The sequence below is a fragment of the Thermomonospora sp. CIF 1 genome (genome assembly GCF_001896795.1).
GTDB lineage: Bacteria > Actinomycetota > Actinomycetes > Streptosporangiales > Streptosporangiaceae > Thermomonospora > Thermomonospora curvata.
The window spans coordinates 372754-395876 of the sequence record NZ_MOYN02000018.1; the positions used below are offsets into that span (position 1 = coordinate 372754).

Annotated in this window: 18 protein-coding genes; 3 read left to right on the plus strand and 15 right to left on the minus strand. The window is 71.8% G+C overall.

Annotation, left to right across the window (positions count from 1 at the left end):
* Position 1 precedes the first annotated feature (1 nt).
* From scpA to BUE48_RS12440, 3 genes are all read right to left on the minus strand, one after another.
* Positions 2 to 2212, minus strand: coding sequence for a methylmalonyl-CoA mutase (gene scpA, locus BUE48_RS12430; RefSeq protein ID WP_286989852.1), 2211 nt, complete (start codon positions 2210 to 2212; stop codon positions 2 to 4).
* A complete protein-coding gene (locus tag BUE48_RS12435; protein ID WP_012852851.1) occupies positions 2209 to 4053 on the minus strand; it encodes a methylmalonyl-CoA mutase family protein in 1845 nt (614 codons plus the stop codon). Before BUE48_RS12435 ends, scpA begins: the two co-directional genes overlap by 4 nt.
* Before the next feature lie 213 nt (positions 4054 to 4266).
* Entirely contained in the window at positions 4267 to 4761 is a 495-nt protein-coding gene (locus BUE48_RS12440; RefSeq protein ID WP_169313020.1) for a GNAT family N-acetyltransferase, read from the minus strand.
* A 174-nt stretch (positions 4762 to 4935) separates the two neighbouring features.
* Between BUE48_RS12440 and BUE48_RS12445 the strand changes: the two genes are divergently transcribed.
* Positions 4936 to 5571, plus strand: a complete 636-nt coding sequence (locus BUE48_RS12445; RefSeq protein WP_041441665.1) for a DsbA family oxidoreductase — start codon at positions 4936 to 4938, stop codon at positions 5569 to 5571.
* Between the two features lie 9 nt (positions 5572 to 5580).
* Here BUE48_RS12445 and BUE48_RS12450 read toward each other — a convergent pair whose 3' ends face one another.
* The 4 genes from BUE48_RS12450 to BUE48_RS12465 form a co-directional block, all read right to left on the minus strand.
* A complete protein-coding gene (locus BUE48_RS12450; protein ID WP_012852854.1) occupies positions 5581 to 6552 on the minus strand; it encodes an alpha/beta hydrolase in 972 nt (323 codons plus the stop codon).
* 415 nt (positions 6553 to 6967) lie between these two features.
* Positions 6968 to 8161, minus strand: coding sequence for an acyl-CoA dehydrogenase family protein (locus tag BUE48_RS12455; RefSeq protein WP_012852855.1), 1194 nt, complete (start codon positions 8159 to 8161; stop codon positions 6968 to 6970).
* 238 nt (positions 8162 to 8399) lie between these two features.
* Positions 8400 to 8804: a nitroreductase family deazaflavin-dependent oxidoreductase gene (locus tag BUE48_RS12460; protein WP_012852856.1), complete on the minus strand. Its 405-nt coding sequence runs from the start codon at positions 8802 to 8804 to the stop codon at positions 8400 to 8402.
* A gap of 121 nt (positions 8805 to 8925) precedes the next feature.
* Positions 8926 to 9609 (minus strand): PaaI family thioesterase, encoded by a 684-nt coding sequence (locus BUE48_RS12465; RefSeq protein WP_012852857.1) that lies wholly within the window; start codon positions 9607 to 9609, stop codon positions 8926 to 8928.
* Positions 9610 to 9880: 271 nt separating this feature from the next.
* Between BUE48_RS12465 and BUE48_RS12470 the strand changes: the two genes are divergently transcribed.
* Positions 9881 to 10006 carry a hypothetical protein gene (locus tag BUE48_RS12470; protein ID WP_286989854.1) on the plus strand — a complete coding sequence of 42 codons (126 nt, stop codon included), beginning with the start codon at positions 9881 to 9883 and terminating at the stop codon, positions 10004 to 10006.
* Between the two features lie 220 nt (positions 10007 to 10226).
* Here the strand turns inward: BUE48_RS12470 and BUE48_RS12475 are convergent, their stop codons facing one another.
* The 3 genes from BUE48_RS12475 to BUE48_RS12485 form a co-directional block, all read right to left on the minus strand.
* On the minus strand, positions 10227 to 10883 hold the full coding sequence (locus tag BUE48_RS12475; RefSeq protein WP_041441670.1) for a GntR family transcriptional regulator: 657 nt from the start codon (positions 10881 to 10883) through the stop codon (positions 10227 to 10229).
* A gap of 546 nt (positions 10884 to 11429) precedes the next feature.
* Complete coding sequence (locus BUE48_RS12480) at positions 11430 to 12071, minus strand: TetR/AcrR family transcriptional regulator (protein ID WP_052305497.1); 642 nt, start codon at positions 12069 to 12071, stop codon at positions 11430 to 11432.
* 52 nt (positions 12072 to 12123) lie between these two features.
* Positions 12124 to 13104: a Rieske 2Fe-2S domain-containing protein gene (locus tag BUE48_RS12485; protein ID WP_286989855.1), complete on the minus strand. Its 981-nt coding sequence runs from the start codon at positions 13102 to 13104 to the stop codon at positions 12124 to 12126.
* A gap of 260 nt (positions 13105 to 13364) precedes the next feature.
* Between BUE48_RS12485 and BUE48_RS12490 the strand changes: the two genes are divergently transcribed.
* Positions 13365 to 14015: a GntR family transcriptional regulator gene (locus tag BUE48_RS12490; RefSeq protein ID WP_286989856.1), complete on the plus strand. Its 651-nt coding sequence runs from the start codon at positions 13365 to 13367 to the stop codon at positions 14013 to 14015.
* Positions 14016 to 14292: 277 nt separating this feature from the next.
* Here the strand turns inward: BUE48_RS12490 and BUE48_RS12500 are convergent, their stop codons facing one another.
* From BUE48_RS12500 to BUE48_RS12520, 5 genes are all read right to left on the minus strand, one after another.
* A complete protein-coding gene (locus BUE48_RS12500) occupies positions 14293 to 15846 on the minus strand; it encodes a serine/threonine-protein kinase (RefSeq protein WP_286989857.1) in 1554 nt (517 codons plus the stop codon).
* A 153-nt stretch (positions 15847 to 15999) separates the two neighbouring features.
* A complete protein-coding gene (gene drmC, locus BUE48_RS12505) occupies positions 16000 to 16755 on the minus strand; it encodes a DISARM system phospholipase D-like protein DrmC (protein ID WP_012852864.1) in 756 nt (251 codons plus the stop codon).
* Positions 16752 to 18650 (minus strand): MrfA Zn-binding domain-containing protein, encoded by a 1899-nt coding sequence (gene drmB / locus BUE48_RS12510; RefSeq protein ID WP_286989858.1) that lies wholly within the window; start codon positions 18648 to 18650, stop codon positions 16752 to 16754. The genes drmC and drmB overlap by 4 nt, the downstream gene beginning before the upstream one ends.
* A gap of 2 nt (positions 18651 to 18652) precedes the next feature.
* Positions 18653 to 22402 (minus strand): DISARM system helicase DrmA, encoded by a 3750-nt coding sequence (gene drmA / locus BUE48_RS12515; protein WP_502694610.1) that lies wholly within the window; start codon positions 22400 to 22402, stop codon positions 18653 to 18655.
* A gap of 308 nt (positions 22403 to 22710) precedes the next feature.
* Positions 22711 to 23022, minus strand: a complete 312-nt coding sequence (locus tag BUE48_RS12520) for a hypothetical protein (protein ID WP_012852867.1) — start codon at positions 23020 to 23022, stop codon at positions 22711 to 22713.
* Positions 23023 to 23123 lie beyond the last annotated feature (101 nt).

Below are 23123 nucleotides of genomic sequence, written 5' to 3' on the forward strand. Positions count from 1 at the left end.
CTCAGCCGCCGTGCCCCAGCCTGGCCGACAGTTCCTTCAGCAGCTCCAGGGCGGCGTCGGCCAGCACGGTGCCGGGCGGGAAGATCGCCGCGGCGCCGGCGGCGCGCAGCTCCTCGAAGTCCCCCGGCGGGATGACCCCGCCCACGACGATCATGATGTCGTCGCGGCCGAGCGCGGCCAGCTCCTCGCGCAGCGCCGGCACCAGCGTCAGGTGACCGGCGGCCAGGGAGTTGACGCCGACGATGTGCACGTCGGCCTCGACCGCCTGGCGGGCCACCTCGGCCGGGGTCTGGAACAGCGGGCCCACGTCCACATCGAAGCCCAGGTCGGCGAAGCCGGTGGCGATCACCTTCTGGCCGCGGTCGTGGCCGTCCTGGCCCATCTTGGCGACCAGGATGCGGGGGCGGCGCCCTTCGGCTTTTTCGAACTCGGCGGTGGCCGCGCGGGCGCGCTCGATGTTGCTCATCGCCCCGGCCTCTTCTCGGTACACACCCGAAATCGTACGGATCTGGGCCTGGTGGCGGCCGAACACCTTCTCCAGGGCCTCGGAGATCTCCCCGACGGTGGCCTTGGCGCGGGCGGCGTCGATGGACAGCGCCAGCAGGTTCTGCTCCAGGCCGGGCCCGCGGGTGCCGTCCTGGATGGCCGCCGCGGCGGCGGTGAGGGCGTCCAGCGCAGCGCGCACCTTCTCCTCGTCGCGTTCGGCGCGCAGCCGCCGCAGCTTCTCGATCTGCTGGGCGCGCACGGCGGCGTTGTCGACCTTGAGGACGTCGATGGTCTCATCGGCGTCGGGGCGGTACTTGTTGACGCCGATGACCGGCTGGCGGCCGGAGTCGATGCGCGCCTGGGTGCGGGCGGCGGCCTCCTCGATGCGCAGCTTGGGCAGCCCCTCGTCGATGGCCTTGGCCATGCCGCCGGCGGCCTCCACCTCCTGGATGTGCTCCCAGGCGCGGCGGGCCAGGTCGTAGGTGAGGCGTTCGACGTAGGCGCTGCCGCCCCACGGGTCGATGGGGCGAGTGGTGCCGGACTCCTGCTGCAGCACCAGCTGGGTGTTGCGGGCGATGCGGGCGGAGAAGTCGGTGGGCAGCGCCAGCGCCTCGTCCAGGGCGTTGGTGTGCAGCGACTGGGTGTGGCCCTGGGTGGCGGCCATCGCCTCGATGCAGGTGCGCGCCACGTTGTTGAACACGTCCTGGGCGGTCAGCGACCACCCGGAGGTCTGGGAGTGGGTGCGCAGCGACAGCGACTTGGGGTTCTTGGGATCGAAGCCCTTGACCAGCTTGGCCCACAGCAGCCGGGCCGCGCGCAGCTTGGCGACCTCCATGAAGAAGTTCATGCCGATCGCCCAGAAGAACGACAGCCGCGGCGCGAAGGCGTCCACGTCCAGGCCCGCCTCCAGGCCCGCCCGGATGTACTCCACCCCGTCGGCCAGCGTGTAGGCCAGCTCCAAATCCGCGGTCGCCCCGGCCTCCTGGATGTGGTAGCCGGAGATGGAGATGGAGTTGAACTTCGGCATCCGCTGGGAGGTGTAGGCGAAGATGTCGGAGATGATCCGCATCGACGGCCCGGGCGGGTAGATGTAGGTGTTGCGGACCATGAACTCCTTGAGGATGTCGTTTTGGATGGTCCCGGCGAGCTGCTCGGGCTTCACCCCCTGTTCCTCGGCGGCGACGATGTAGAGCGCCATGATCGGCAGCACCGCGCCGTTCATGGTCATCGACACGCTCATGCGGTCCAGCGGGATGCCCTCAAAGAGCTGCCGCATGTCCAGGATGGAGTCGATCGCCACCCCGGCCATGCCCACATCGCCCTGCACCCGCGGGTGGTCGCTGTCGTAGCCGCGGTGGGTGGCCAGGTCGAACGCGACCGACAGCCCTTTTTGCCCGGCGGCCAGGTTGCGCCGGTAGAAGGCGTTGGACTCCTCGGCGGTGGAGAACCCGGCGTACTGGCGGATCGTCCACGGCTGGGTGACGTACATCGGCGCGTACGGGCCGCGCAGGTACGGCGCGATGCCCGGGTAGGTGCCGAGGAAGTCCACCTCCGCCAGGTCGTCGGCGGTGTAGAGGGGCTTGACGGCGATGCCCTCGGGGGTGTCCCAGGTGAAGGCCTCCGGTTCCTTGCCGGTGGCCTCGGTGACCGCCGCGCGCCAGCGGGCGGCGGCCTCGTCCGCCCGGGCCGGGCGGCCCAGCGTCACGTTGGAAAAGTCGGGGATCATTCGGCCACTCCCAGGTCGCGCAGGGTCGTCTGCAGCGTCTCGACGGCGTTGCAGCCGGCGTAGATGTTGGCGTCCACCCCTTCGTAGGAGCCCTTACCCGCCAGCCAGACCCGAACTGCCCCGGCCTCTTTGAGGGTGCGGGCGGCGTCGGCGGCCTGCTCGGCGTACAGCTTGTCGCTGGAGCAGATGCAGGCGACCTTGGCGCCGCTGGCGGCGAACTCGGCGGGCTCGCCGGTGACGGTCTGGATGCCGCCGGCGTGGAAGAGGTTGGCGGCGAAGGTGACGCGGGCGGTGTGCGCGGCGATCGGCCCGAGCGTGGCCAGGAAGACCTTGGGACGCTCGCCGGTGGCGGCGGCGTGGGCGTCGCTGCGGTCCCGCAGCGCCTCATAGTCCTGGGCGTAGTGGACGCGCGGCAGCCCGCCGCCGGGCGGCTGGGGGGCCGGCTCGCGCTTGGGGAGCTCCTCGCCGAGGTTGGGGAACTCGCTGACGCCGGTCAGCGGGGCGCGGCGGTGGGCCAGGTCCTCGCGGCGCCGCTGCCAGGTGGCGGCGATCCGCTCGGCGACCAGCCCGGACTCCAGCGCCGCGGCCATGCCGCCGGCCTTTTCGATCTCGGTGAACCAGTCCCAGGCGGCCTGGGCGAGGTCGTCGGTGAGCCGCTCGACGTACCAGGAGCCGCCGGCCGGGTCGACCACGCGGGCCAGGCTGGACTCCTCCAGCAGCAGCGTCTGGGTGTTGCGGGCGATGCGCCGGGAGAACGCGTCCGGCAGCCCCAGCCGCAGGTCGAACGGCTGCACGGTGACGGCGTCCGCGCCGCCGACGCCCGCGGCGAAGCAGGCGATGGTGGTGCGCAGCATGTTCACCCACGGGTCGTGGCGGGTCATCATCGGGGTGGAGGTCACCGCGTGCTGCCACTGGACGACCTGCCCGGCGCCGCAGACCTCGGCGATGCGCTCCCACAGCCGGCGGGCGGCGCGCAGCTTGGCGATGGTGGCGAACTGGTCGGCGGTGGCGGCGTAGCGGAACTCCAGCTGCCCGAACGCCTCGGTGACGCTCAGGCCGGCGTCGGTGAGGGCGCGCAGGTAGGCCACGGCGGTGGCCATGGAGGCGCCCAGTTCCTGGGCGTCGCTGCCGCCGGCGTCGTGGTAGGGGGTGGCGTCCACGGTCAGGGCGCGCAGCCGGGGGAACTCGCGGACGCACCGCACCGCCAGCGCGGCGGCCTGGGCCAGGTCACCGGCCCGCCCGGTGCGGGCGGCCAGGCCCAGGGGGTCGGCGCCGAGGTTGCCCAGCGCGGTGGCGGCCTGGCCCCGCTCGGTGACCAGTGTCAAGAACGCCTCGGCGGCCTCGGCGGTGTGGGCGCCGGCCTCCAGCACCACCGGGGCGATGTCCAGGTGGACGCCCTTGAGGACGTCGGCCAGCGCGCTCACCGGCAACCCGCCCTCGCCGAGGGTCAGCCACAGGGAGGTGACGCCGTTGTCCAGGTCGGCGTGGATCGCCTCGCGGGTGGCGCCGGGGTCGGGGTGGGCGTGCCGCTGCCGCACGTCCCAGGCGGCCAGGCCGTCCTCGCCCTCGGGGGTCACCTCGCGGACGCGGGGCGCCAGGCCGGGCCGGGCGTCGACCGCCTCCGCGGCGGTGTAGAGGGGGGCGATGGGGACGCCGTCGTAAGACCGCCGGGTCAGCAGCCCCTCGACCTCCTCCAGGGGGGTCTCCTCCGTGGCCGCGCCGGACTTGCGCAGCACACCCTTCACCAGCTCCCGCCACCGATCGCGCTCGGCGGCCGGGAAGTCGGCGGCCAGCGCAAGCGGTGCGCGCGGGCTCGAAACGTCGTCAGGCGGCACCGTCATGGCAGGGATGGTAGGCGAGCAGGCTCGCGTGCCATTAGACCGGGTCCCATCGACCGGGGCCGGGACGCTGTGCGGGCGGCCAATCGGCGTGATCGGCGCCGTTCCGGTGTGTCGTGCAGCCCCTTCCAACTCACCGGTAACTTGTCACTTATTTGTGACCAACTGCACACCCAGCAACGCCCGACGGACTGATTCCGGGTGAATCCGCCCAGGTCAGGTGGTGTATCGAGTCATCGGGCCGAGCACGCCCGGCACGATCCGGCACGGGCGCATGCCCAGTCGTTCGGCGACGGCGGCCGAGGCGCGGTTGCCCTCGTCGATCTCGGCGAGGATGCGCGGGCGGCCCAGCGCGCCCAGCCCGTGGTCGAGGACGGCCCGGGCGGCCTCGGTGGCCAGGCCGCGTCCCCGCCATTGGGGCTCCAGGCTGTAGAGGACCTCCAGTTCTCCGGTGTCGTCCAGCGGGAGCAGCCCGGCGGTCCCCACGAACGTGCCGCCGTCGCCGAGCCGGACGGTCCACAGGCCGTGGCCGTCGGTGGCGAAACCGCGCATGCTCTCTTCGATCAGGCCGGTGACCTGCTTGGCGGTGGGCGCCTTGCCGTCGAACAGGAAGGCCCGCACCTGCGGGCGGCCCCAATGCTCCCGCAGCAGGGCGTGGTCGCCGGGCTGGACGGGGGTCAGCACCAGCCGCTCGGTCCTCAAGACGGTCACATCGGGCATCCTGCCTCGAGGGCGCCCGGTGCGGAGGTCATTTCCCGGTAAGACCGGCGCGTCCCCGCCCGCGCAGGTCGTTTCTCGTCCGGCCGGACCGCGCGGCGATCCCGTCGAGCCGGACGCGGCGGTATGGGCGGAATGCCGCGGCGGCAAGATCGGTTGGACCCGGACGTGAACGTAGAGATCTTCTCCGATGTGGTCTGCCCGTGGTGTTACCTGGGGCAGGCCCGCTTCCGTGCCGCGCTGGCGGGCTTCGCCGGCCGGGTCGAGGTGACCTGGCGGCCCTTCCAGCTCGACCCCACCGCCCCGGCCACGGCCGTCCCGATGAACGAGCATCTGGCCGTCAAGTTCGGCGGCGCCGAGAAGGTGGCGGCGGCGCACGAGCGGCTGCGCGCGCTGACCGCCGCCGAGGGCCTGCCCTTTGCCCCCGAAAAAGCGCTGCACGTCAACACCCGCGACGCGCACCGGGTGATCGAGCTGGCCGGACGGGCGGGCGTGCAGGACGCGGTGGTCGAGCGTCTCTTCCGCGCCCAGCACGCCGAGGGCCGCGACCTGGGGGACGTCGGCACGCTGGCCGAGCTGGCCGGCGAGGCCGGTCTGCAGGCCGATGCCGTGCGCAGGTCGCTGGAGTCGGACGAGGGCACGGCGGAGGTGGAGCGGCAGCTGGAGCGGGCCCGCAGGCTGGGCGTCACCGGTGTGCCGCTCTTTTTGTTCGAGGGGAAGTGGGCGGTGTCGGGAGCCCAGCCCGCCGAGGTGCTCGCCGAGGCGCTGCGCGAGGTCGCCGCGCGGCTGCCCGGTTCTTCCTGATCGCGCACCTCAGGCGGCCCGCTGCCGGTCGCCTGCGGCCGTGACCTGCCGGGCGAAGGCGCCGATCTCGGCGATGGCGGCCAGGCCCTCGCGGCAGATGTCGGCGAAGACCTGGAAGACGTGCCCCTGTCCCTCCCAGATCTGCAGGGTGCACGGCACGCCCGCGGCGGCCAGGTGGCGGGCCATGGTCTCGGCGTCGCCGAGCAGCACCTCGATCGAGCCGGCCTGGATGAGCGTGGGCGGCAGGCCGCGCACATCGGCGTGCACCGGCGACAGCCACGGATCGGTGAGCTCGACGCCGGGGAAGACGAGGCGGACCATGTCCCGGATGCGCGGCGCCGGGATGTAGGGGTCGATGGGGGCGTTGGGGTGGGCGATCTTGCGGTCCACGTCCAGGTCGGTGAAGGGCGACAGGGCGGCGATCCCGGCCGGGCGCGGCAGCCCGGCGCGCATCGCGTGCAGCGGCATGGCGAAGCTGAGGTAGCCGCCCGCCGAGTCCCCGGCGACGACGATGTCCTCGGGCTCATAGCCCTGCTCCAGCAGCCACCGGTAGGCGTTGACGCAGTCTTCCAGGACGGTGGCGATGGTGACGTTGGGGGGCATGCGGTAGGCCACCGACAGGGCGGGCATGCCCGCCGCCCGGGAGATCCGCGCGATCATCCGGCGGTGGGTGCGCAGGCCGCAGGCGACGAAGCCGCCGCCGTGGAAGTAGAGGATCACCTTCCGGGTGGTGGGGGACACCCCGGCCCCGTAGACCCATTCGGCCGCGCAGTCCAGGGCCGTGACCTTGACGGTCCGGGCGCCGCGCGGCCGCACGATGAGCACCCCGGCGTAGTCCAGCAGCCCCGCCATCCGCAGGGCCAGCGGCGTCCAGGGCAGGCGGGCGATGATCGGCCGCAGGGTCCGGCGCATCAGCCGGGCGAACAGCTTGGCCCCCAGCCCGCACCCGGGGCGTTCCTCGATCATCGGTGCAGCCGGCATCCGTCGTCCCTTTCGCCGATTTCAAGAACCGGCAAAGAGAGTAATGACCAAGTAAGTGCTTGGGTATACCGGGTGAGGGCAAGCCATCCCTGACCGCAGGACGGGGCCGTGCGAGGGCGAGGCCGCCGCCCCGGCGGACGGCCTAGCCACTGCCGGCCCCGCCGACAGGACGGCCGCCGTCCCGCGCATACGGGACGGCGGCCGTCATCGATTCACTGCGCGGTGACCGCCGAGAGCAACGAGGCAAAAGCCCCGGTCGCCGAAGAAGCGGACGCGCCGGAGGCCCCCACCGTTCTTCGACGGTTTCAGGCCGCCGCAGCCGGGCCCGGCGAACGTCCCGGCCCGCCCGGACGACCCGCAGGACGCACTTGCACGCCGCCCCGGCCGGCGTCGGCCGCAAATCCGCCGGGTGGCGTCAGTCCAGCCGGTACTCCTCCAGCAGGCGGCGACCGATGATCATCTTTTGGATGTCGGCGGTGCCCTCGCCGATCAGCAGCATGGGCGCCTCCCGGTACAGGCGCTCGATCTCGTACTCGGTGGAGTAGCCGTAGCCGCCGTGAATGCGGAAGGCGTCCTCGACGACCTCCTTGCAGTACTCGCCGGCCAGGTATTTGGCCATCCCGGCCTCCAGGTCGTTGCGCCGGCCGGAGTCTTTCCTGCGGGCGGCCATCACCATCATCTGGTGGGCGGCCTCGACCTTGGTGGCCATCTCCGCCAGGCGGAAGCGCACCGCCTGGTGGTCGGCGATGCGCTTGCCGAAGGTCTCCCGGCGCTGGGCGTAGTCGATGGCCAGCTCAAAGGCCCGGCGCGCCACGCCGCAGGCACGGGCCGCCACGTTGACGCGGCCGACCTCCACGCCGTCCATCATCTGGTAGAAGCCGCGGCCGGGGACGCCGCCGAGGATGCTGCCGGCGGGGACGCGGTAGCCGTCCAGCAGCAGCTCGGTGGTGTCGACGCCCTTGTAGCCCATCTTCTCGATCTTGCCGGGGATGGTCAGGCCGGGCGCCACCTCGCCGAAGCCGGGCTCCTTTTCCACCAGGAAGGTCGTCATGTTGCGGTGGGGGGAGTCGGCGCCCTCGTCGGTGCGGCACAGCAGGGCGATCAGATTGGCGGTGGCGCCGTTGGTCAGCCACATCTTCCGCCCGTCGATGACGTAGTGGTCGCCGTCGCGGCGGGCGCGGGTGCGGATGGCGGCCACGTCCGAGCCGCAGTCCGGTTCGGACATGGAGAACGCGCCGCGGACCTCGCCGGTGGCCATCTTCGGCAGCAGCCGGGCCTTCTGCTCCTCGGTGCCGTGCCGGCCGATCATGTAGGCGACGATGAAGTGGGTGTTGAGGATGCCCGAGACGCTCATCCAGCCGCGGGACAGCTCCTCCACCACCAGGGCGTAGGTCAGCAGGGACTCGCCGAGCCCGCCGTACTGCTCGGGGATGGTGAGCCCGAAGACCCCGAGCTTCTTCAGCCCGTCGACGATCCGCTGGGGGTAGGCGTCGGCGTGTTCCAGCTCGGTCGCGACCGGCAGCACCTCCCGGTCCACGAACTCGGCGATGGTGTCCAGGATCTCCCGCTGGACCTCGCTCAGCCCGTCCGTCCACGCCAGACGCCCCATCTTCCGCCCCTCCCTGATCAAGTCGCCCGCATTATGGCAACGCGCCCGCCGCAGCGGACGGCCGGCTCCAACGCGTCCCGGGCCGCTTCCACCCGTATGGCAGCGGTGGACGCCGTCCCGCACAGCCGCCGGGACGCGGCGTCGGCGACCTCGGGGAAGGGGTGCAGTCGCAGGCAGGGCCGGTCAGCCGGTGAGCGGCGGGGTGAGGCCTGACCTCCCCACCCCGCCGGCCGGAAGGTCAGATCCGTTCCAGCACCACCACCGGGATCTGGCGGTCGGTCTTCTTCTGGTACTCGTCGTAGTCCGGCCACACGGCGGCCATCTTCGCCCACAGCTCGTCCCGCTCGGCGCCCTCGGCGGTGCGCGCCCGCGCGGTGAACTTGTCGGCCTTGACCTGGACCCGCACCTCAGGGTCTGCCTGCAGGTTCAGGTACCAGTGAGGGTGGTCCGGGGCGCCGCCCTTGGAGGCCACGACCACATAGTTGCCCTGGTGCTCCTGGTAGATCAGCGGGCACTTGCGCTCCTGCCCGCTCTTGCGGCCCTTGGTGGTCAGGATGAGAACCGGTGCGCCCTTCTCCCAGTCGTGTCCGACCGCCCCGTCGGTCTCCTCGTAGCGGCGCACGTGCTCGTCACCGAACAGCATGTCTCCCCTTTCCGTGGGCGATTTTCATCACACCCGCAACGCACGCCGCCCTTCCCTTAATCCTCCCTGGTCATCCCCATCGCGCGGCGCGCCGGGCCGGGCGGGCGCCGCGCGGAGGCGGTCAGCGGGTGCGTTCGACCATCCGGGCGATCTGGGACTGGTCGAGTTTGGCGAAGTCCCCCACCGCCTCGACGGTGACCTTGTCGCGCTGCACCAGGCGGCCGACGGTGCGCACCCGGCGGTCGTCGTGCGACTCCACCCACGCCTCGAACACGCACGGCGCGTGCAGCGCGGTGGGACGGCGGTAGTCGATCTCCAGCCGGACGGTGGGGCCGGGCATGCCGGCGATGAAATTGGCCGCGGCGAACGCGATGTCGAAGGAGGCGGCCAGCACCGCGCCGTGCACGCAGCCGGGCGGGCCCTCATAGGCCCGGGTGAAGGCGCCGCGCAGCAGCGCCCGGGGCGGGTCGGCCTCCCGGTCGAACTCCAGCTCCAGCGGCAGGGCCAGCGGGTTGTAGCGGCCGATGACGTTATCGAACGGCATCCGCGCGCCCAGGTCGCCGTCGCCGGGGTCGGGCTCGTGCAGCAGCGTCTTGGGCAGCGGCGGGTCGGGCACGTGCCGCTGCAGCATGTCGGCGACGGCCTCCAGGGCCCGGACGGCCTCCTTGGTCACCTCCGGCGGGGCCGGGGCGTCCATGGTCAGCCCGATCAGCCGCCGCACCGCGTCGGCCAGCTCCCCCGCCTCCTGTTCGCGGCCGGTCAGGGCCGGGTGCGGGGACGGCTTGGACGTCGAAGACTGCGTCAACTTCAACCTCACTGGGATCGTCTTCGCCACGGTCGTGACGACATCGCCGGGCCTTGCCGGCACGCCGCTCCCTCAGGTGGCATACGGGTCCATCGGGCCCGGGGACGATGCCGCAACCTGCGAAGGCCGACCGGCCGGGCATCGCCGGGGTTCCCGCGCCCGGCGCCCGGGTGCCGGACAAGGCTCACTGCATCTTTCCAACCCGCCGTTTCCGCGGCGAACCGAGGGTGCCGGGGCGCCTTGCGAGGCGCGCGGCCGTCGCAAGGCGTCGATGACCGAGCGCGTCCTGCGGAAGCAGCGCCGGGCGCTCAGCAGGGGCCAGGTCCTGGAGGCGGCCGAGCAGGTGCTCGCCCGCGAAGCCTTCACCGGGCATCACCACGGAAGATCGCCGAGCTGAAGGCCGGGGACCGGCCGGCACCGGCCCATCTGCGCCAGGTGCCGGAGGCCGTCTTCGTGGCGCCCGGCGCCTGACCCGGCGGAGGTCACAGCCCGCCGCCGGCGCGGAAGGGCGGGGCACCGGGGTCGCGGCGTCCGGCGAAGGCCCGGCCGCCTTCGCGCATCTCCTCGTTGAACGGCTCTGCTCGCGGCGCCCCCGCCGGCGGAGGCGCCGCACGCGGTCACGACGGGACGGTCTCGGCGGGCTGTTCGAACATGCCGCGCTTGCGGAACAGCTCCACCACCAGCTCGCCCTCCTCGCGGAGCATCTTGGCGTACGCGGCCTCGGCCGCGGCGGCGTCCTCGTTGCGGATCGCCTCGACGATGGCGGCCGTGCCGCGCCGCTCCACGGCGTCGGCGCCGGGCACCAGCTCAAAGAAGTTCCCGGGGACGATGCCGGTCATCTGCCGCAGCAGGCTGCGCACCCGGGGGGACTGCGCGGCGTCCACCACCAGGCGGTGGAAGCGCTGCGTCAGCTCCTGCAGCTGCTCGGTGTCGGTGGTCTCGGCGATCTGCGCGGCCAGGGGGGCGAGCTGATCGGCCAGTTCCGGGCCGCGGCGCTCGATCGCGCGGCGCACGGCGAACCCGTAAAACAGCCCGTACAGCTCGTAGTGGTCGCGGACCGACGACTCGTCCAGGGCGTTGACGAACACCCCCCGGTGGGGGACGATCGTCATCCATCCCTCGCGCTCCAGCGCGATCAGCGCCTCGCGCACCGGGATGCGGGAGACGCCCAGCGTCTGGGCGATCGCGTCCTGGGGAACCCGCTGCCCCTGACGCAGCACACCATCGAAGATCAACCGCCGCACGTAGAGCCGAACCTGCTCACCGCTGCTCATCCGGGACAGGGTCTGGCTCGGCAGCAGGTCGGGCCCGCTCGCCGCCCGGGCCCCCTGCAGGGCGGGTTCCTGTCTGCGCGGGATCGTTCTCACCTCTGGGTCCGATGGACGGCTTTGCACCGCCGCTGTTTCCTTCAAAACTAGCAGCGCGGCGGCCCGGCACATGCCGGGTGGCGCCGTCTCGGCGGGCGGGGCGCAGGGGCGATCCGATGCTTGTGAACCGGCCGTGTCCGTCCGTCATTCGGGCGGGTCCAGCACCAGCAGCCGGGTCGCGCTCCCTGAGCGATCTTGTGAATCGGTCCGGGCTTCGAGGGGCCTGGCGGGAGTGCGGCCGGGTGCCGTCCTGAAGGCAGCCGGTCTCGAAGGTGACATTGTCCACACCGACCGTCTCCAGCAGCTCGGTCTCGACGAGTCCTCGAAGAAGCAGCCGGTGTTCTGCCGGTAGTGGGCCGAGGGCGGTTCGGGGCAGTTGTCTTGGCCGCGCCACCGGCCCGGTGGGTCTGTCACACGTCGTCGATTCGCAGCGTGCCCCTGGCGAGCCCTCGGTCACGCAAGGCCCGCGGTCTGCTCCATCTCCTGCCGGGTGGCCGCGCCGACCGGGGCGGTGAGCGCGGCCACCGTCATGTCCACCAGGTTGCGCGCCACCAGCGGCAGCGGCAGCGGGCGCCGCCGGCTGTCGGGGGCGTCCTCTGCGAGCGCCCGGTCGGCCAGCACGTGCAGCACCGACTGGGAGGCCACCACCAGCCGCTCGACGGCCAGCCGCCGGGGCATGCCGCGGGACAGGATCTCCACCAGCTCCCGGCCCGCCCGGGTCAGCGAAGGGTCCACCAGGGTGTGCACGTCCTCGATGGCCAGCGCGGGCTGGGCCAGCGCCGAGGTCCAGATCCGGATCGCGGCGCGCTGGCTGGGGCCCAGCCCGACGTACTCGGCCGGCGGCAGCACGATCACCTCCACCAGGCCCCGCACGTCCGGCGTGCGGCCGCCGGCGGTGGCCCGGGCGTACAGCTCCTCGTGCCGGGCCCGCAGCCAGGGGCCGTGCCGCCGCAGGATCGCCCGCAGCAGCCCGTCCCGGCCGCCGAAGTGGTAGTGCAGCGCCGCGGTGTTGCGCTGCCCGGCGGCGGTGTTGATCTCGTTCAGCGACACCCCGGTGATGCCGCGCTCGGCCATCAGCCGTTCGGCGGCGTCCAAGATGGCCTCCCTGGTCCCGGCGCCGCGCGTCCGGGACGGTTGGGAAGGTCGGTCAGACACCACTGCCTTCCAGGCGCTTGAGGCGGGGCGGCAGCCACGGCCGCTCGGGGACGTGTTCACCATAGAACTGCCGGGCCCAGTGCCGGAACTCGGTGATCGGGCCGTCGCCCTTGATCAGCAGCGGTTTCTCCACGTAGATCTTGTTCTCCCAGATCGGGACGTCCTCGCTGATCTGCTTGACGAACTCGTCGATCATCCTCGGGGAGAACCTCTCCATGCCGCGGGGGAAGGTGAACACCCAGCGGACGTGCACGTTCTCCTCGTCCACCGGGCTGACCGAGGAGATGAAGGACATCACGCCCTTGAGCCGCAGCGCGCCCAGGCCCAGCCCGTAGGACTTGCGCACGAACTCCAGGGTGTAGACCTTGCCCTCCTTGTTCTTGAACTGCTGCTGCTCGGTGACGATCTTGACGAAGCCGTCGTAGTCCACCTCACCGCCGGGGATGGTCTCCATGCCGTGCACGTATTTGAAGTGCACGTAGTCGGCGTTGTTCTCGGCCATCTCCTGCACGCAGGTGGCGAAGCGGAATTCGTGGAAGACCGGCTCGCTCCAGCCGGGGTCGTCGAACTCCTTCATCTCCGGCATGGGGATGTAGGGGTCGGCGCCGCCCAGGTGGTGCCAGGCGAAGATCAGGCCGAACCGCTCGACCACCGGGTAGGAGCGGACCCGGGCCTTGGGCGAGGGGTCGGCGTCGGTGTAGGGCACCTCCACGCAGCGGCCGGAGACGCCGTCGAAGCGCCAGGCGTGGAAGGGGCATTCCAGCAGCTCTCCCCTGACCTGCCCGCCGTGGGCCAGGTGGGCGCCCAGGTGCGGGCAGTAGGCGTCCACGACGCGGGGCTCGCCGGAGGCGGTGCGGAAGACCGCCAGCTCGCGCCCGAAGTAGCGGGCGGGTTTGACCTGGCCGGTCTTCAGCTCGTCGCTGCGCGCCACGGCGAACCAGCCGTTGGGGATCGGGAAGGGGAAACGCGCCATGGTCGTCCTCCGGGGACGGACTAAAGAGGGTTCTTCAATTGACGGTAACACCGGGGTCCGCCGCGAGCCAGAGGCGCGAGGAGGGCTCCGCCACGGGACAGGATCGCCACACTCCGTAGACTTGATTATGTATATAAAATGACAGTCAATTGCGAGAAGCGCCACCACGAGCTGAGGAGAAGATCCACCGCGGACGGGAAGAACCACGAGGGGGTAGCAGGCGAACCCCTTTAACACCGTTGCCTCCGCCCGACGAGGCGATGGTCCGGCGGAGCAGCGGCGAACAGGTCGCCCTCTACATCCGCAGGCTGATCTTCGAAGGGCGGCTGCGGCAGGGCGACCGGGTTCCCCAGGACGAGATCGCCCGGGCGCTGGGCGTCAGCCGCATCCCGGTGCGCGAAGCGCTGCTGTCGCTGGAACGCGAGGGCTGGGTGACCATCAAGCCGCACCGCGGCGCGTTCATCGGCGCCCTGGACGAGGCCGCGGTCCGCGACCACTACACGCTGTACGGCCTGGTGTTCGGCTTCGCGGCCCGGCGCGCCACCGAGCGCCGCACGCCGGAGATGGTGGCGCACCTGGACGAGCTGTGCCGGGCGCTGCAGCGCGCAGAAGACCCGGCGGCGGTGGCCCGCCTGAGCCGCGACTTCGGCCGGCTCATCCTGCAGACGGCCGGCTCGCCCCGGCTGCGGGCGGTGCTGCGCGCCATGGTCGGCATCGTGCCCGGCAACTTCTTCGCCCTGGTGCCCGGCGCGATCGAGGCCGAACGCGACGGCAGCCGGGCGATCTGGGAGGCGGTGCGCGACGGCGACCCCGACCGGGCCGCCCAGGCGTGCGCCCGGAAGCTGCAGCGCCAGGGCGACCTGGTGGCCGAGCTGTTCGCCGCCCGCGGCCTGTTCGCCGCCTCGGCCTGACGTCCAGCCCGTCCCATCGATGGCCGGCGTGATGCGGGCAGCAGCGCAGCCCGTGCAGGATTCGCCGGGTCTTCAGCTGGGCGATGGCCCGCTCGGCCGGGCCGCGGCGGCCGGGGCGTGAGCCCACTTGGCCTCCTTGAGCACTTCGGACTTGCCGCGTCCCTTGTAAGGAGTGAGCACCGGCCGGCCCGTGCCGATGCAGCCCTTGTCGGCCGGCTCCGGCAACCCGGTCCGCGCCAAGGCACACCGGATGCCCCGGATCCGGGCGGCCTTCAGATCATGGACGCTGCCGGGCAGCGCTCCCGACGCCCCGCCCCGGCTCCGCGCTTCCGCCCCCCGGCCGGACGTTCCGGGCGGCCTCATGGTCGTGGCCGTGCAGGCGTTCGAGGTCGGCCGCCAGCTCCTGCAGCGCCTGCACCGCCTCGTCGACCCGGCCCGCCCCGTACAGCAGCAGGCCGATCTGGCGGCGCAGTTCCAGGACCCGTTCATCGTCCTTGCCGTAGATGCGCCGCTGGTCGTCCAGAAGCCGGTCGAGCAGCCGCAGGGCCCGGCCGGTGTCACCGGCGAGGGCGTGGCTGTTGGCCTCCTGGAGGCGCAGGTGCAGCACCGTGTCGGCATCGGGAGAGTCACGGCGGGCCAGATCCTGGGCGAGCGCGCGGAAGGCCGCGGCCGCGGCCGGGTAGTCGCCGGCTTTGAACAGGGCGTCGGCGTGTTCCCTGCGCAGGTCGAGCACTTCGGAGTGGTCGGCGCCCAGAGCGCTTTCGGCACGCTGGGAGATGCGGCTGAGCACACGGAGCGCCTCGTCGTAGCGCGACTCGCGGATGAGCCGCTGCGCCTGCCGCCGGGCCTTGGCCACTTCCCCGAGGCTGAAGGAATTCCCGGCCGAGACGGTGGCGGACGAGGCGGCCGGAGGAAGCAGCACCCGGCCCACGACGCCCGCGTACATGCGGGCGGAGCTACGGCCCGGGGCGACGGCTCCCGGCAGCGCCGGCAGTTCGCCGATGTGCGGCAGCAGCAGGTCGTAGACCTCGGCTGCGGAGGCCGGACGGTCCTGTGGCCGCTTGGCCAGCAGGCGGTGGACGAGCTCCTCCAGGTCGGGTGGCACCTCCGCGCGCAGCCGCCGGAGGGAAGCGGGCTCTTCATAAAGGTGGGCGTGCATGAGGGCGGGCTGGGTGGGGCCGTCGAAGGGGTTGCGGCCGCTCAGCATGCGGTAGAGCACGCAGCCCAGCGAGTACAGGTCGCTGAACGGCCCGGCCTGCCCCTGGAACTGCTCGGGCGCCATGTAGGCCAGCGTGCCCAGCATCTGGTTGGAGCCGGTGATCCGGGAACGCTCATCGGCGTCCAGCGCGACGGCCAGCCCGAAGTCCAGCACCTTGACGCCGCCGTGCCGGTCGATCATCAGGTTGCTGGGCTTGAGGTCGCGGTGGACCAGCATCATGCCGTGCGCATGGTCCAAGACGGCGCAGGCCTGCGCGGCGATCGCGGCGGCCCAGCCGACCGGGAGCGGGTCGTGCTCGGCCAGCAGGTCCTCCAGGCCGATCCCGTCGATGAGCTGCATGACCAGGTAGAGGCGCCCGGCGAACGGCCCGTCGGTGACCTCGTCGGCGTCGTACAGGATGGGCACCCCGGGGTGGTCCATGCGCGCGGTGAGGCGGGATTCGCGGACGAACCGGCGGACCAGTTCGGGGTCGGGCCTGCCGTCGGGGAAACTGATGATCTTCACCGCGACCCGGCGCCGCAGCCGGGTGTCGGTGGCGCCCCATACCTCGCCCATCCCGCCCTTGCCGATGTGGACGGGGTCCAGCCGGTAACGGTCTGCGATGGTCGTCACCGCCGCTCATCCTCCCGTCATGGAAATGCCGGCCGTCCCAATTCGATCGCGGGGTCTCAAGGCCTCCCCAGCCGTTCCCGTACTGCGGACATGATCGGTCCGGTTCCGGCGGGAAGGCGGTGGCGGCCGCGGTGAGGAGTGCTCAGTGCTCGTTCACATCCGCTCCAGGATCCCGGCCGAGCGTAGCGCGTCAAAGTGCTCGGCCGCCCGCTGGGGGGCGGGACCGCCGTGGACGAGCAGCCCGGCCTCGATGTTGTCGTGCACTCCCGAGTGGGTGAGGTTGGCGCTGGAGACCAGCAGTTCCCGGCGGTCGGCCAGCGCGATTTTGGCGTGCATCCTGGCGTTCTCGTCGGCCCGCCGGGCGACCGGCCAGTGCCACAGTTCCACGCCCAGCCCGTGGAAGGCCGCCGCCGGCTCCTCTCCCGACAGCGCGCTGCCGGCCCCTTGGAGGGTCTCCACCACGACCCGGACGGTCACCTTCCGGGCGACGGCGGCGGCCAGCGCCTCCCGCAGCGGCTCATAGGGCTTGGCCGAGTAGGTCATCAGCAATAGTTCGCGGGTGGCGCGGCCGACGAGCCGGATGAGCACCTGGGCGGTCGAGCGCACCGGCACCGCATGGCTGGTGGGTCCGCTCCATACCGCTTCGACCCGCAGCGACGCCTCCCGGTGCGCCAGCGCGGCCGCGGCACCGCGCAGGTAGGCCGCGACGGCCTGGGGAGGCAGGGCGCCATCGCCGCGGGCGGCATCGGCGATGGCGGCCGCCTCGCCGGGGAAATCGGGCACGCAGTCTTCGATCCCCCGCAGGCGTCCCTGGTCGAACCGGGCGGCCAGGGCCCGCAGCCGCACCGGCCCCAGCCGCGCCACGTGGTCGGCGACGGCCGTCTCGAAGCGCTCCCAGGCCATGGTCATGGCAGGTCCGGGTAGAGCGCCAGCTCGGGGTCGTCGATGGGGACGATGAAGCGCCGGTCGAGGAACTTGTTGCCGCGCTCGCAGGTGGTCTCCGACACGAACAGGCAGACGTGGCAGGCCGCGCCGTGCAGGAAATCGGCGGGAGCCTGCGGCAGGCGCTCGGCGCACAGAGGGTCGGAGGAGCAGTGCCGGGCGTCGGCCAGCGCCCGCCGGGTGAGGGCGGTGAGCCGGTCGGGTTCGGCCAGGGAGACCAGCCCGCCCAGGGTTCCTTCGGAGTCGGGCACGGCGGTGTAGATGAGGATGCCGGCGCGGTGCGGGTCGTCCTCGGTGCCGGAGTAGATCCGTTCCGACAGGCTGGCGGAGCTGTAGCCACATTCCAGGGAGATGGTGCGGATCAGCAGGTGCGAGAAGGTGTGCAGGGCGATGAAGCGGGCGCCGGGCCAGTGCGCCATCTCGTCGAACTCCGACGGCTTGTTGATGCGGTCGGAGTAACGGTTGCGCCGGTAGCGCACATACGCCTCACGGTGCAGGCGCAGCGCGTGGGAGTCGGCGACCCGTTTCTCCCACTCCTGCAGCAGTTCCTCGGGGAGGCGGAAGAAGATGCCTTCTCCGCGCACCTCGCTGGCCAGCACCCACTCGGGACGGGAGCGGGCCAGCGGGACCAGCCGCACCAGTTCGGGGTCTTCGGGGTCGGGGGCGTCCAGCCGGGTGAAGCCGATCAGCGCCCGTACCTCGCGCAGCCGTTCGGCCTGCACCACATCGGCGTAGATGCCGGTCAGGGCCTCGGTCACGCCGTCGATGTCGCGCCGGAGCGTGAAGTCGTCGTCGGGGTCGGGCAGTCTGCCCGCGGAGAAGACCTCCCATTCGGGGGTGCGCAGATCGGGATATCCGCCGCCTTCCTGCTGCCCGGAGGCGCTTCCCTCCTTCTTGGCGCGGACCTTGGCGACCGTCTCGGCGATCTCTTCATCGCTCCACTGCTTGACCTCCTGGAATTGTTCGAACCCCACCGAACGCGCCCAGGGATACTGATTGGGCGCCAGGCCTTCGAAGAAGGTCCAGTGCTTTTCGATCTTGTTCTCCAGCGCGCCGGCATCGGGGGTGGGGACGGCCAGCGCCGAATAAGTCTTGGCGAACCACTGGTTGGAGGCGCCGACGACCAGCAGTTTGGGGGTGCGGTCGCAGCCTTGGGGGTCGAAGGTGGCCAGGTGCGGGTGACGGCCCCGGCAGCGCGGCAGGTTCTCCTCGCCGCGGCTGCCCTGGGCGTCGCGGATGTTGCGGGTCTCCCCGCAGTTGATGCACTCGATCTCGACGTTGGCGCCGAGGTTGCCGCCGCGGTCGTCCATGCGCAGCCGCGGGTGGTCGGCCTTGAGGCACTTTCCCCCGCGGTGAACGAAGTGGATGTAGGGGAACTCGTCCAGGTGCCCGTTGGTGCAGGCCAGGACGAAACGCGCGGCCACCGCCAGCGGTTTCTTCTTTTTGCACCTGGCGTGGAAGAACCTGGCCTCGTGCGGTTTGCGGGGGTTGGAGTTTTCGAAGCCGAAGACGCCCGAGTCCAGCGCTCCGAGTTCGTTGCAGGCCGTGCAGCGGAACCAGCTCGGGAACGGCGCCACCGGCACGCCGACTCTGGAGGCGGGACCGTTGGGGTCTTTGTCCAGCCCTTCCAGCCAGGGGGCGGATCGAAGGTGCTGCACGCTCTTGCCCAGGGTGCGCTGCACGGCGGCCAGCAGCCGGGGCTCGTCGATCACCGCCGCGTGCTCGTCCCTCCACTCGTCCAGGCCCTTGACCAGGACGGAGAAGTTCGGCAGGTCGATCAGGGAGCCCACCCCGCCGGTGAACATCAGGTGGCTGGGGCGGACGCTGCCGACGCGGCGGCGGAACGGCGCGGTCTCGGTCATGGTCAGGCCCCCTCTCCGAAGATGCCGGACCGGTCGGCGCCGTCGGCGGCCGCCGTGTCGCCGTCTTCGTCGGCGGGCGGTCCGAACGTCCAGTCGGGCTGGTGGTAGAGCGGCCGGAACAGGGCGTCGCCGCCGGGAAAGAGCAGGTTGATCTCGTTTTCGGTCTCCCGCATGGACACGCCGACGGTCATGGTGTCCCACTTTCCGTTACCGGCGGGCCGCAGCAGGCCCGAGACGATCTGCTTGTTCCAGGTGCCGTCCTGGTAGCCGAGCCGAGCCGTGCCGACGCTCTTGCGCTGTTCCCACTCGTCCAGCACCGTCTTGATCCGCTCCTCCAGGTAGTCACGGCCGCGGGTGTGGGCGACGGTCTCGGCGCGCTCCAGCAGCCGGTCGATGATCCGGCCGACGAGCGGGCCGGACAGGTCGACGTCGCAGGCGTTGTGGTTGCAGGAGTACTCCTCGGCGGCGTGGCGGATGGCGGCGGCCAGCAGCCCGGTGGTCCCCCGGTCCAGGGCCCGGCGGGTGTAGGGGGTGACCGACAGCGCCTCGACCTGCCGGTAGAAGGTGGCGTGGTAGTGCTCGAAGTCCTCATAGTGGGCCAGGTCGCGCGGCCGGGCCCAGTTGTAGAGGGTGAGCACCAGGCCCGGCCGCGCCGCGTCCCGGCCGACCCGGGAGGTGGCCTGGATGTACTCGGCGGTGTTCTTGGGCTGGCCGGTCATCACCATCAGCCCGAACCGGGAGACGTCCACGCCGACCTGGAGCATCGAGGTGGCCAGCACCACGTCCACCGGGTCGAGCTGGGCGTTGTGCCGCTCACCGAACCGCCGGGCGAGGGGGTGCGGCGGTGGGACGTTCTCCCCGGAGCGGGCCTTGCGCTTGGCGGCAAGATGCCGGGCCAGCTCGGCGGGGGCGTCGAAACGGCGCCGGGAGGTGTCCAGTTCGGGGTCGAAGGGACGTTCCAGCCGCTTGAGCACGTCGCTGATGTCGCCGGAGGAGATCCGGGAGGTCAGTTCCTGGATGGTGAGCAGGCCGCTGCTGGTGACGATCCGGTTCGGCAGGCCCCGGAACCTGCCGTTGCGGCGGATCCGGGTGGTGACGTCGTCATCGAGGTAGCGGCGCATCCCCGCCAGCTCCCGGGTGGCGTTGAAGTAGCCGACCACGGTCATGTACGGGTCGGCGGGCTCCCCGTAGGCGTCGAAGAGGGCTTGCCCGGCCAGCAGCAGGATCTCCGCCAGCCGGATCTGGGCGGATTTGAAGCGCACCCCGTGCGCGCAGATGCCCAGGTAACGGCGGCCGGGGGTGGCGGGGGTGACCGGCTCGCGGCGGGAGAAGAAGGTGTCGCCGGCGTCGATGACTTGCGGTGGGAAGACCGCCAGCTCACGGCCGAAGACGCCGCGGACCTGCTGGCGTGCCCGCTTGGTGGTGGCCGTGGAGGCGACGATCTTCGGGCCGGTGGTCCGGCCCTGATACGGCCAGCAGGTCAGCTCGGCCACCGCTCCTTCGAACAGGCCCACCGTGGTGCCGAGCGCTCCGGAGATCAGGTGCAGCTCGTCCTGGATGATCAGGTCCGGCGGGCGGAGCCGGACGACGGGCTGGGCGGCCACGGCGGGCCAGGGACCGTTCGCCCGGTGCTTGCTCGCGCAGCCGGTCTCGGCGTCCAGGTCGTCGTGCCGGAAGCCGTGCCGGGGGCAGCGGGTGCGGGTGCGGCCGAACAGGATGCCGGCATACCCCTTCCAGGGGAGCTGGGCGAGCTTGTCGACGGTGGCGATGACCAGGCTGGGCGCGTACCGGTAGATCTCCTCGTCCACCGTGAGGATGGGCAGGCCCTCGTCGGGGCCGGAGATCCGGCGGGAGAACGGGCAGGCGTCGGCGCCCTCGCCGCGCGGGCAGTACAGCAGGATGCGCCGCCGCTCCTCGTCGATGTACAGGTCGCGTTCGGCCCTCAGCTGTTCGCCGCACCAGGGGCAGGTCAGGGTCTGCAGCACGTTGGCGCGGTGGCCGCGGCCGGAGGCGCGGGCCTCGATGACCTGGTCCTTGGCTTCCTTGAACCAGTTGGGCGACACTCCGGCGCCCACCCACAGCCCGATCCGGAACCGCTCGGCGCCCCAGGTCTGCGGGTCGCGCCGCCGCAGCACCTCGGCGGCGCAGATCAGCGCGGCGGCCCGCTGGAACTGCTGAGCGGTCAGCAACCGCAGGGTGTAACGCATGAGCACCGCCACCCCGGCCCGCCCGTCACGGGCGTCCTCACCGGTGCCGACGACGCCCTGCAGCCGCCGGATGGCCAGGGTGTAGGCGATCAGGCCGAGGTAGGCCTCGGTCTTGCCGCCGCCGGTCGGGAAGAACAGCAGGTCGACCAGGGCGCTGTGGTCGGCGGCCCGTTCGGGGTGGCCCGGGTCGGTCAGCGAGGGCAGGTTGAGCAGGACGAAGGCGAGCTGGAAGGGGCGCCAGCTGGCGGCGGCCGCCCCCTTGGCCTGGATCTGCGCCCTGGCCTCGGCCAGGCTCAGACCGCTCTCCCGCAGCGGCACCAGCGCGGTGTTGCGGCGCTGCAGCGCCATCGCCTCGTTGGCGAAGCGGAACGCCTGCAAGGCTTCGGCGTGGCGAGGGTGGGCGGTGTCGCACAGCAGCCGAACGCCGGCGGCGATGCGGTCGGCGGCCCGCCGGGCATCCTCCACTGCCTTGGCCGCGACGGGACGCAGCCCTTCTGGCAGGCCGCCGATCTCGGCCTCCCGTTCCTCCAGCCAGGCCCGGTAGCCGTCGACCAGCGGCTGCAGCCCGGCCTCAAGCTGCTGGGGGGTGGCCGTGGCCAGGGCGTCCATGGACAGCTCGACGTGTTCCAGGGGGGTGCCGGGGCCGGTCGGCGCGACGGTGGCGGGCACGTCGTAGGCCGGCAGCCAGGTGGTGGTCAGCCGGTGCGCCCGGCGTTCGCCCTCGGCGACCTCGGCGTGAACGGCCACGTTGCGGCCCGCGGCGTAGCGGCGCTCGTTGCGGTACAGCAGCCGCAGGTGCGCCTCTTCGGGGTCGCCGCCGGAGGTCGGCAGGTCATCGGCCGGGTCGTCGACGGGCAGGAAGATCGCCTCGGTCCCGTCCAGGGCGGTCACGGTCAGCTCCGGCTGGAACAGCCAGGCGACGTCTTTGTAGCTGACCGGCTCCTGCTGCTGGTTGACCAAGGCCACCTCCACGACCCGGCGGCCGTCGCGGGGGCGGACGGACACCGACAGCAGCACGCCCGGTGCCTCCTCGTGCTCGGCGGTCAGCGGAATCTTGTAGGAGTCTTCGGCGTCCAGCCGCACCTGCCGCTCGTGCTCAACCGGTTCACGGGCCCACACCCGCACCGTGCGGCCGTCGCCGGCCTCGCGCTCGTGCCGGTGGTAGCGCCCCCAGGACGCCTTCACCGCGACTGCATCGACGTTCCCGGGAACACAGAAGGACAGCCCCATCGACGACGCCCAGATCCGTCCCAGCGCCTGTGGGCTGAGGACGTCGGGCAGCTCCCCTTCAGAGGCGTCCCCGCCCGTCCCGGGATCGGTGTCGGGCAGCTCGTCGGCGTTGTCGACCGCGGAGGTGGCCGAGGGCTTGGGCCCGAGCATGCCGACCAGGTAGCGTTCCCGCGGCCCGAGGATGTGGGGAGGGAGCTCCTCGGTCGGCCCGTCCCAGGGTCCGAGCAGGTCCCGCCGGATCAGCTTCTCCAGCTCCCGGCGCACCTCGAAGGAGGTCGCCTCGGCGAACTCCTGCGGTGCGTCCAGCGGGTTCACCGGCGGCTCCTGCCCGGCGGGAGGTCCGGTCTCGGCAGGCAGGACCACACCGTGCCCCAAGGACATCTGTGTCCCGCGGGGATCTGCGAACAGGCCGTCGGTGTTTTCGGACACGATGCCTCTCCACTCGGCTCCACCGTATTCGTGTACCGGATACACAAGCACATGGCTACGACACTTCGCTACACAATCCGGGCAGTCGGCCGAAGTCATGGCCGGTGCCGCAGACGAGCCCGGCGGCTGCCCGAAGCCGCTGACGCCCGCCATCTGCCCGGCCAGAGCCGCCGAGCGGCCCGGCAGACATGACCTTAAACGGCCAGGAGCGCTAAAAGCCGGTCGTTTGAGTGTGCCCGCGGCCCAGAGATACCGCTTTGTGCTGAGTTTTCGCCGCAGCAATGGCCGCCGGGGGCCGGGCGGCGCACCGCAAGGACCGCCAGCTCATGATCGCTATCCTCGGTCGGGTCCATGCCTTCTCCGAAGACGAGGAAATGAGACGGTACCCCGACCGCATCGAATTCGGCCCCGCCCGAATACAGCGTCTTGCAGCGTTCTTTGTCCTGTGCCTGGTCGTCGTGGGCGGCGTGTCGCTGAAACTGTCCGTCCACCACGAAAATCTTCATTTCGCGCTGGCCCTCATGTTCCCCCCGCTCCTGGGCTTCACCATCGCGCTGGGGGGAGACTGGATGCGGCCGCCGACCGCGCTCACCGCCACCGATATCCG

Bases quoted from the DNA above. Each gene is read 5' to 3' on its own strand.
- scpA (WP_286989852.1), bottom strand. From the start codon at position 2,212: ATGATCCCCGACTTTTCCAACGTGACGCTGGGCCGCCCGGCCCGGGCG.
- BUE48_RS12435 (WP_012852851.1), bottom strand. From the start codon at position 4,053: ATGACGGTGCCGCCTGACGACGTTTCGAGCCCGCGCGCACCGCTTGCG.
- BUE48_RS12450 (WP_012852854.1), bottom strand. From the start codon at position 6,552: ATGCCGGCTGCACCGATGATCGAGGAACGCCCCGGGTGCGGGCTGGGG.
- BUE48_RS12455 (WP_012852855.1), bottom strand. From the start codon at position 8,161: ATGGGGCGTCTGGCGTGGACGGACGGGCTGAGCGAGGTCCAGCGGGAG.
- BUE48_RS12460 (WP_012852856.1), bottom strand. From the start codon at position 8,804: ATGCTGTTCGGTGACGAGCACGTGCGCCGCTACGAGGAGACCGACGGG.
- BUE48_RS12470 (WP_286989854.1), top strand. From the start codon at position 9,881: ATGACCGAGCGCGTCCTGCGGAAGCAGCGCCGGGCGCTCAGCAGGGGC.
- BUE48_RS12475 (WP_041441670.1), bottom strand. From the start codon at position 10,883: ATGAGCAGCGGTGAGCAGGTTCGGCTCTACGTGCGGCGGTTGATCTTC.
- BUE48_RS12485 (WP_286989855.1), bottom strand. From the start codon at position 13,104: ATGGCGCGTTTCCCCTTCCCGATCCCCAACGGCTGGTTCGCCGTGGCG.
- BUE48_RS12490 (WP_286989856.1), top strand. From the start codon at position 13,365: ATGGTCCGGCGGAGCAGCGGCGAACAGGTCGCCCTCTACATCCGCAGG.
- drmC (WP_012852864.1), bottom strand. From the start codon at position 16,755: ATGACCATGGCCTGGGAGCGCTTCGAGACGGCCGTCGCCGACCACGTG.
- drmB (WP_286989858.1), bottom strand. From the start codon at position 18,650: ATGACCGAGACCGCGCCGTTCCGCCGCCGCGTCGGCAGCGTCCGCCCC.
- BUE48_RS12520 (WP_012852867.1), bottom strand. From the start codon at position 23,022: ATGAAGATTTTCGTGGTGGACGGACAGTTTCAGCGACACGCCGCCCAC.